The organism is Fulvivirga lutimaris, assembly GCF_009711525.1.
In the GTDB taxonomy this organism is placed as follows: domain Bacteria; phylum Bacteroidota; class Bacteroidia; order Cytophagales; family Cyclobacteriaceae; genus Fulvivirga; species Fulvivirga lutimaris.
The window spans coordinates 19,646-27,294 of the sequence record NZ_SMLV01000390.1 but is presented as its reverse complement, the minus strand read 5'-3'; the positions used below and the strand labels follow the sequence as shown (position 1 = coordinate 27,294).

General features: G+C 37.9%; 7 protein-coding genes and 1 pseudogene. 4 read left to right on the top strand and 4 right to left on the bottom strand.

Annotated elements, in window-relative coordinates:
• A pseudogene (locus E1140_RS21505) lies at positions 1–238 on the top strand (preprotein translocase subunit SecG); the annotation flags it as partial.
• A 47-nt stretch (positions 239–285) separates the two neighbouring features.
• On the opposite strand, the gene E1140_RS12600 reads toward E1140_RS21505, so the two are convergent.
• Entirely contained in the window at positions 286–996 is a 711-nt protein-coding gene (locus E1140_RS12600; protein WP_155184158.1) for a hypothetical protein, read from the bottom strand.
• Between the two features lie 242 nt (positions 997–1,238).
• Here E1140_RS12600 and E1140_RS12595 point away from each other — a divergent pair, with 242 nt between their 5' ends.
• Together E1140_RS12595 and groL are read left to right on the top strand one after the other, a co-directional pair.
• Positions 1,239–1,517: a co-chaperone GroES gene (locus E1140_RS12595; RefSeq protein WP_155184155.1), complete on the top strand. Its 279-nt coding sequence runs from the start codon at positions 1,239–1,241 to the stop codon at positions 1,515–1,517.
• A gap of 45 nt (positions 1,518–1,562) precedes the next feature.
• A complete protein-coding gene (gene groL, locus E1140_RS12590) occupies positions 1,563–3,194 on the top strand; it encodes a chaperonin GroEL (protein WP_155184151.1) in 1,632 nt (543 codons plus the stop codon).
• Between the two features lie 73 nt (positions 3,195–3,267).
• Here the strand turns inward: groL and E1140_RS12585 are convergent, their stop codons facing one another.
• The 3 genes from E1140_RS12585 to E1140_RS12575 all read right to left on the bottom strand — a co-directional run bounded on the left by E1140_RS12585 (position 3,268) and on the right by E1140_RS12575 (position 5,753).
• On the bottom strand, positions 3,268–3,648 hold the full coding sequence (locus tag E1140_RS12585) for a DUF1987 domain-containing protein (protein ID WP_155184148.1): 381 nt from the start codon (positions 3,646–3,648) through the stop codon (positions 3,268–3,270).
• A 35-nt stretch (positions 3,649–3,683) separates the two neighbouring features.
• Positions 3,684–4,232, bottom strand: a complete 549-nt coding sequence (locus tag E1140_RS12580; protein WP_155184145.1) for a SiaB family protein kinase — start codon at positions 4,230–4,232, stop codon at positions 3,684–3,686.
• A gap of 108 nt (positions 4,233–4,340) precedes the next feature.
• Positions 4,341–5,753 carry a peptide MFS transporter gene (locus tag E1140_RS12575; protein WP_155184142.1) on the bottom strand — a complete coding sequence of 471 codons (1,413 nt, stop codon included), beginning with the start codon at positions 5,751–5,753 and terminating at the stop codon, positions 4,341–4,343.
• A 215-nt stretch (positions 5,754–5,968) separates the two neighbouring features.
• Here E1140_RS12575 and pckA point away from each other — a divergent pair, with 215 nt between their 5' ends.
• Positions 5,969–7,579 (top strand): phosphoenolpyruvate carboxykinase (ATP), encoded by a 1,611-nt coding sequence (gene pckA / locus E1140_RS12570; protein ID WP_155184140.1) that lies wholly within the window; start codon positions 5,969–5,971, stop codon positions 7,577–7,579.
• Positions 7,580–7,649 lie beyond the last annotated feature (70 nt).

Below are 7,649 nucleotides of genomic sequence, written 5' to 3'. Positions count from 1 at the left end.
AAAGACTGGAGATTTGTTAGAGAAATTAACATGGGGATTCATAATTGCCATATTCGCTTTATCTATAGGCACTAACCTAATAGACAATACAGGAAACGGTGGCACAGACCCATTCATTGACAGAGCTCAGGAAGAGCAAGTAACACCAGCATTAGATTTAGGTGGAGTTGAAGAATCAACAGATGATGCCGGTTCTGAATCTCTGGAAGATTTATCTGGATCAGATAGTATCAACTAAAAAAAGATATTATTGAAAAGCCTGACAATTTAATTGTCAGGCTTTTTTTATGCTGTAGATATATGTTTTATCAACAACCGCTTAGCAATAGGAACCAAAGTAGGTTGATAAGGGAAAATCATTTTTGATTGTATAAGATAAGTCGCTGGGTTCGGTAAGTCTGCAAACTTCTTGATCAGGTTCAATTTCAAGTTTTCAAATGTCTCCCCTATCCCTTTATTAATCTTGTCTATTCGGGTGGTATTAATTCCTCTATAGGTCTGAGCTGGACTTTCGAATTTCATCATTTGATATCTGTGCACTGTGAGCTCTCCTGTGGGATTGCCTAAAAAGAAATACCCCTCATCAGTATACAGTGGCAGCAAGCCTATAGGTATTACTTCGCATTGTGTTTCTACAAACTCATATATTTCCTTACCTTCCTCTAGCGTGCCTTTAAACATAGGTAATGCATACTCTACAATATCCTCTAGCTCCTTCATAATCTCATCATCGTGAAGCATCTGCTTATAAAATATCTTTAGCCTGGCCACATCAAGACCATTTACCTCTTTTGGAAATTTACTTTCTATAGAGTCCTTTCCTTCTTTGAGCTTATTCAGATTGTCGTAATGCTGAATAAGTTCGTTTAATACAGGATATAATTCCACCTTATTGAACGACTTTCTGACCTCCTGAAAATATGCCAGCAAGGTGTATTTCTTGTATTCAAAATCAATCAATCCATCGGTTAACCAGTCATTATTTAGCTTCTCCATAGTAAGTCCATTTTAATCAATAAGAGAATTTACGCATTGTTTTTATAAAAGCCATAACTATAACACTGACAAGTTGCCATGACAGCAAGTGTAATATAGTGTCACATCTGACACAGCGATACTTCCTCAACCTACTTTACACTGCAATTTTGGCTGCATTTAGCACCAATCAAACGTTGGCACAAAAACTGATAAATAGGGCTTAGAAACATGTAAACGTTTAATTTTAAACTTATAAAAAAATGTCAAAAGTAAACATCAAACCTCTTGCAGACAGAGTTCTAGTAGAAGCTGCTGCTGCTGAAGAAAAAACAGCATCAGGTATTATCATTCCTGACACAGCTAAAGAAAAGCCTCAGAAAGGTAAAGTAATTGCTGTTGGTAATGGTAAAAAAGATGAGCCCCTAACTGTAAAAACAGGTGACGAAGTTCTTTATGGTAAATATGCTGGAACTGAGATCACAGTAGATGGCAAAGAATACTTAATCATGAGAGAGTCAGACATCTTTGCGATTGTTTAATCTTGATTATTTTAAATTTTAACGTAAAACTAAATAACCAAAAAAATGGCTAAAGAAATATCTTTCGACACATCAGCTAGAGACAAACTAAAAAAAGGTGTAGATAAGTTGGCAGATGCCGTAAAAGTAACATTAGGACCAAAAGGAAGAAACGTAATTCTTGACAAGAAATTTGGTGCTCCTAACGTAACTAAAGATGGTGTATCTGTTGCTAAAGAAATAGAATTAGAAGATGCAGTTGAAAATATGGGTGCACAGCTTGTTAAAGAAGTAGCGTCTAAAACTGCAGATGATGCTGGTGACGGTACTACTACAGCTACTGTACTTGCTCAATCTATCTTCGCTCACGGTATCAAAAACGTAGCTGCTGGAGCAAATCCAATGGACTTAAAAAGAGGTATCGACAAAGCAGTTAGCGTTGTTGTTGAAAACCTTAAGTCTCAGTCTAAAAACATCAAAAACTCTAACGAAATTGCTCAGGTAGGTACTATCTCTGCAAACAACGATAGCGAAATCGGCCAAATGATTGCTGATGCTATGGATAAAGTTGGGAAAGACGGTGTTATCACTGTTGAAGAAGCTAAAGGAACTGAAACTGAAGTAAGAACTGTAGAAGGTATGCAGTTTGACAGAGGTTACTTGTCTCCTTACTTCGTAACCAACGCTGACAAGATGGAAGCTGAAATGGAGAACCCATACATCTTGATCTATGACAAGAAAGTTTCTTCAATGAAAGAATTGCTTCCAATCCTTGAAGCAACTGCTCAAACTGGAAAGCCTTTATTGATCATTGCTGAGGATGTTGACGGTGAAGCACTTGCTACATTAGTGGTTAACAAAATCCGTGGTGCACTGAAAATCGCTGCAGTTAAAGCTCCTGGCTTTGGTGACAGAAGAAAAGCAATGCTTGAGGATATTGCTGTATTAACTGGTGGAACGGTAATCTCTGAAGAAAGAGGTTATAGCTTAGAGAAAGCTACTCTTGAGTACTTAGGTACTGCTGAGAAAATCAACATCGACAAAGACAATACAACTATCGTAAACGGTGCTGGTAAAAAAGCTGATATTACTGCAAGAGTAAATCAAATCAAGCAACAAATAGAAAATACTACTTCTGATTACGACAAAGAAAAGCTTCAGGAAAGACTTGCTAAGCTTTCTGGTGGTGTAGCTATCCTTTACATAGGTGCTGCTACTGAAGTAGAAATGAAAGAGAAGAAAGACAGAGTAGATGATGCTCTTCACGCTACAAGAGCTGCTGTACAAGAAGGTGTAGTTGCTGGTGGTGGTGTTGCACTTATCAGAGCAATCGAAGCTCTAGAGAAAGTGGCTACTGAGAATGAAGACCAGGCTACTGGTGTAAACATTGTAAGATTAGCGCTTGAGTCTCCTCTAAGAACTATTGTTGAAAATGCTGGAATGGAAGGATCAGTAGTTATTCAGAAAGTAAGAGAAGGCAAAAAAGACTTCGGTTTTAATGCTAGAAACAACTCTTATGAGAATATGATCGCTTCTGGAGTTATCGATCCTACAAAAGTTACAAGACTTGCTTTAGAGAATGCAGCTTCAATCGCTGGATTGTTATTGACTACTGAAGCAGTGGTGACAGACATAAAGGAAGATGAACCTGCTATGCCACAAATGCCAGGTGGTGGCGGCATGCCAGGTATGATGTAATTCACATCTCAAACCATAAAAAAGCCCGGACTATACGTCCGGGCTTTTTTTGTATATGATGATCCATTTAAGATCAGTCGTTCTTTATCACAACAAGCTCAATGGGCACTTTGATGATTTTTCTAAAGTCATCTCCTGACTCTTGCATATCTTCATCTTCTTCTTCGTAGTGCCAGAAGATTTTAACCTCCGAACTATCATTAATCTTCTCTAGCTTTCTAAATACCTCAACAAGGCATTTTGAAGAGCTTGTATTAAAATATTCCAGATTAATAGTCAGTTTGGTGCTGCTACTTGGAGAAGTCACATAATTATCCAACCATTCCATAAGTGGTCTATAAAACTCAATTGAGTTTTCAGGAATCGATCGCCCAGAAATTTCAAAATCCCCAGACTGACTATTAAAATATAATCTCGGTGTCTTTGGTGTTGGTGTTAATGTATAATTATCCATATCCTATTTAAATCTCTTTATTCAAACTTATATTATTAAACTTCTACATTCATCTCTAGTGTGAAAAACACATGTTTATCATCTACTTCGTCAAAATTGTAAATCAATTCACCGTTTGACTTTTTAGCCATATCAATAAACCCTAATCCTGCTCCTCCCCCGTCAGATGTGCCTCCAATATCAAGTACACCCCTATACAGATCCTTAAGCTCATCGGGATCTAAAGAATTCACAATTTGTATTCTAGCCTCAATGCTTTTAATATCTTGCTTCTGCATGAAGTTACCGGTTATAATCTTATATCCACCTTCCGCCTCATTAACGAAAACAAATGATTCCAAAAGCTCATCACTACTGGCTTGGTTCCTTAAATATCCGAAGATGTTTTGAACCCCTTCAACAAGAATGTTATATATTTTTTTAATGGCTAACCTGGATGATAAAGAATTGCTTAATGCTGCCTCCAGCCTTTCTAAAATGTGGTCCAGCTCTTTTTGTGTAAGACTACCCAAATAGCTATAAATGGTCTTCTTGCTAATAAACAGGTCGTACTTATGCTTTATGTCAAAAGTGCTAATATTCACATTAGATTATTTATTAGGAGTAAGGTAATAATTTTTGTGATATTGCTGAACTAATAACCAAAAAAAAGGAGTTCCATTTAGAACTCCTTTTAAAATATCTCTTCAATATTATTCAGCTTTATCCGGTCTGGAGTAGCCCTCATCTTCGATTGCCACGTCTACACCACCATCCTCAGCACCATGTATCAACCTCTTTAACGGCTTGAGTATTAGTAAAACTAAAACTGCAAAAAGAGTACAGAAAATAAATATCCCAGTGAAAATTTCAAACTCACCTGCCTTTTCAGAATACGAGCCAACCCATCCAGCAACATAGTTACCCAAGCCTGTTGCAGCAAAATAAGCTCCCATCATAAATGAAGCATACTTGACTGGAGCCAATTTAGTAATGAATGACAATGCTACGGGAGAAGCACATAACTCTCCAATGGTATGCAACAGGTATGCTAACACTAACCAATACATTGCAGAAGAACCTGTCTCAGCATATTGCCAAGAAGCTCCGCTCATAAATAAGAAGCCAAGAGCCATTATGATTACACCTACAGCCATCTTGAATAGTGATGATGATTCCTTGCCACGCTTCTTCCACCAGAACCAAAATGAGCCAACAGCTGTAGCCAGTGTTATGATAAAGAAAGCATTAACAGATTGAAACATGGCCGCAGGAATTTCATAATTAATTAGACCGATAAATCTATCTGTTTTATTTTGCGCATAAAGGTTCATTAAACCACCAGCCTGCTCGAAAGCACCCCAAAACACAATAATTATTAAGAAAGACAGGAATAACACTAGCATTCTATCTTTCTCAATTTTAGTTAAAGGCTTTTTCATTAAGTCCTTATTCACTGAGTCCTTTGCACCTTCAAATTCACCAACACCCTTCAAATACCTTTGTCCAAAAACATACATAATCTGCCCTAAAAGCATCCCAACACCAGCTGCACCAAAACCCCAGTGCCATCCATACTTAGCCGCTAAGTATCCGGTGACTATAGCGCCAAAAAATGCTCCTAAATTAATTCCTATATAAAATATGTAAAAACCCTTATCCCTTCTATCATCACCAGGCCTATACAAACCACCTACCATAGTAGATATGTTTGATTTCAAACCACCAACACCCGCTATAATAAATGCGATACCCGTATAAAACGCCCACATTGTTTCTATCGCCAAGACTGTATGACCAATACATAAGAGTACTCCTCCTATAAAAACAGTTTTCTTTTGACCAAGAAGTCTATCAGCTATCAAACCACCAGGAATAGTAGATAAATAAACCAACATAGTGTACAGACCGTAAAATTTTAACGTGCGCTCAGAATCCCACCCCAATCCGGGGTTAGCATCAATTAATGGAGCCGCCAAATAAAGTGTAAGTAAAGCTCGCATTCCATAATAACTGAAACGCTCCCACATCTCTACTCCAAATAAAAAATAAAGTCCGACCGGGTGCCCCCACAGCTGCTTTCCATTAGCACCATGATCTGGATGATCTATTGTAATTGATGACATATAATTAAGTTTTCATTTAAAAAATACCGCTAAAGCTACTATTGTTAGATTATATAAACAAATAAACATTTAGCCATAAACACCTTAGACACACATATGCCTAAATTTGCATCGCAAACGATTGAAATATCATTTTATACTATTGCCCAACTAATTTATTTACTACTTTTGCAGTCTTATTTTCAAGTAACACATAACAAAACAAAAACAGTATCATGCAGGAAATAGGCGTAAAATCAGAGAATGCATCTGTAGAAGCGTTGGGAATCAAAGATGCAACTGCTCACTGGAATTTATCTCCAAAGAAGCTTGCTGAAATTGCCGTTGATTTAGGACAGGCAACCAGAACTAACTCAGGGGCAATCTCTGTGGATACCGGTGAATTCACAGGTAGATCTCCGAAGGACAGATTTATAGTTAAAGATGAAATTACAGAAGATTCTGTTTGGTGGGGGAATATCAACATCCCTTTTGATGCTGATAAATTTGACGCATTATATAATAAGGTTACAGATTATCTATCTGGCAAAGAGATATATGTACGTGATGCATATGCCTGTGCTGATGATAATTACAGAACAAACATCAGAGTAGTAAACGAATACTCATGGTCGAACATGTTTGCTTATAACATGTTTCTTAGACCTACAGAAGAAGAAATTAAATCATTCTCTCCGGACTGGGTTGTAATCAATGCGCCAGGGTTCAAAGCAAACCCTGAAGTTGATGGCACAAGACAGCACAACTTCGCTATCCTTAATTTCAAGAGAAAGATTGCACTGATAGGTGGAACAGGATACACTGGAGAAATTAAAAAAGGAATATTCTCAGCACTTAACTTTGAACTTCCTCATTTGAAAAACACACTCTCTATGCATTGCTCTGCAAACATGGGTAAGGATGGAGATACTGCTATTTTCTTTGGATTATCTGGTACTGGTAAAACAACGTTATCTGCAGACCCTAATAGACAGTTAATAGGCGATGATGAGCATGGCTGGTCAAATGAAAACAGTGTTTTCAACTTTGAAGGCGGCTGTTATGCTAAGGTGATTGATCTATCTGAAGAAAAAGAGCCAGATATCTATAACGCTATTAAAGAAGGTGCCTTACTCGAAAACGTAGTAATCAATAACGGTGAAGTTGACTTCAAAAACGGTTCTAAAACTGAGAACACAAGAGTAAGTTACCCGATTGATCATATCAGCAATATTGCAAAGCCATCTATTGGCCACAACCCGAAGAACATATTCTTCCTTACTTGCGATGCTTACGGTGTTTTGCCTCCAATCTCTAAGTTAACACCCGGTCAAGCTGCTTTCCATTTCATATCTGGGTACACCGCTAAGGTGGCTGGAACGGAAGCAGGAATCACTGAGCCTGTAACAGCTTTCTCAGCATGCTTTGGAGCACCTTTTATGCCATTACACCCTACTAAATATGCTGAGATGTTAAGCAAGAAAATGCAAGACTCAGGGGTTAATGTATGGCTGATCAACACTGGCTGGACTGGCGGCCCATATGGTAAAGGTTCAAGAATGAAGTTATCATACACCAGAGCCATGATTACTGCAGCATTGAATGGAGAGTTAGATAATGTAGAATTTTCAAATCATTCTGTTTTCCATGTAGCTATTCCGGCTTCTTGTCCGGGGGTACCTAGCGAGGTATTAAGCCCTAGAGGAACATGGAATGACGATGAAGGATATTATAAAAAGGCCAATCAACTGGCTGAGGCATTTAATAAGAACTTCGAGAAGTTCGCAGAATTTGCCAATGAAGATATTATGGCTGCGGCTCCCAAGATTAGGGAAATCGTTTCATAATTAGATAGTTAAGTAGTTTTTAGTTAAGTAGAGAGGCCCGCTCAATTGAGCGGGCCTTTTTGTTTAAAGC

Bases quoted from the DNA above. Each gene is read 5' to 3' on its own strand.
- E1140_RS12600 (WP_155184158.1), bottom strand. From the start codon at position 996: ATGGAGAAGCTAAATAATGACTGGTTAACCGATGGATTGATTGATTTT.
- pckA (WP_155184140.1), top strand. From the start codon at position 5,969: ATGCAGGAAATAGGCGTAAAATCAGAGAATGCATCTGTAGAAGCGTTG.
- E1140_RS12595 (WP_155184155.1), top strand. From the start codon at position 1,239: ATGTCAAAAGTAAACATCAAACCTCTTGCAGACAGAGTTCTAGTAGAA.
- groL (WP_155184151.1), top strand. From the start codon at position 1,563: ATGGCTAAAGAAATATCTTTCGACACATCAGCTAGAGACAAACTAAAA.
- E1140_RS12585 (WP_155184148.1), bottom strand. From the start codon at position 3,648: ATGGATAATTATACATTAACACCAACACCAAAGACACCGAGATTATAT.
- E1140_RS12575 (WP_155184142.1), bottom strand. From the start codon at position 5,753: ATGTCATCAATTACAATAGATCATCCAGATCATGGTGCTAATGGAAAG.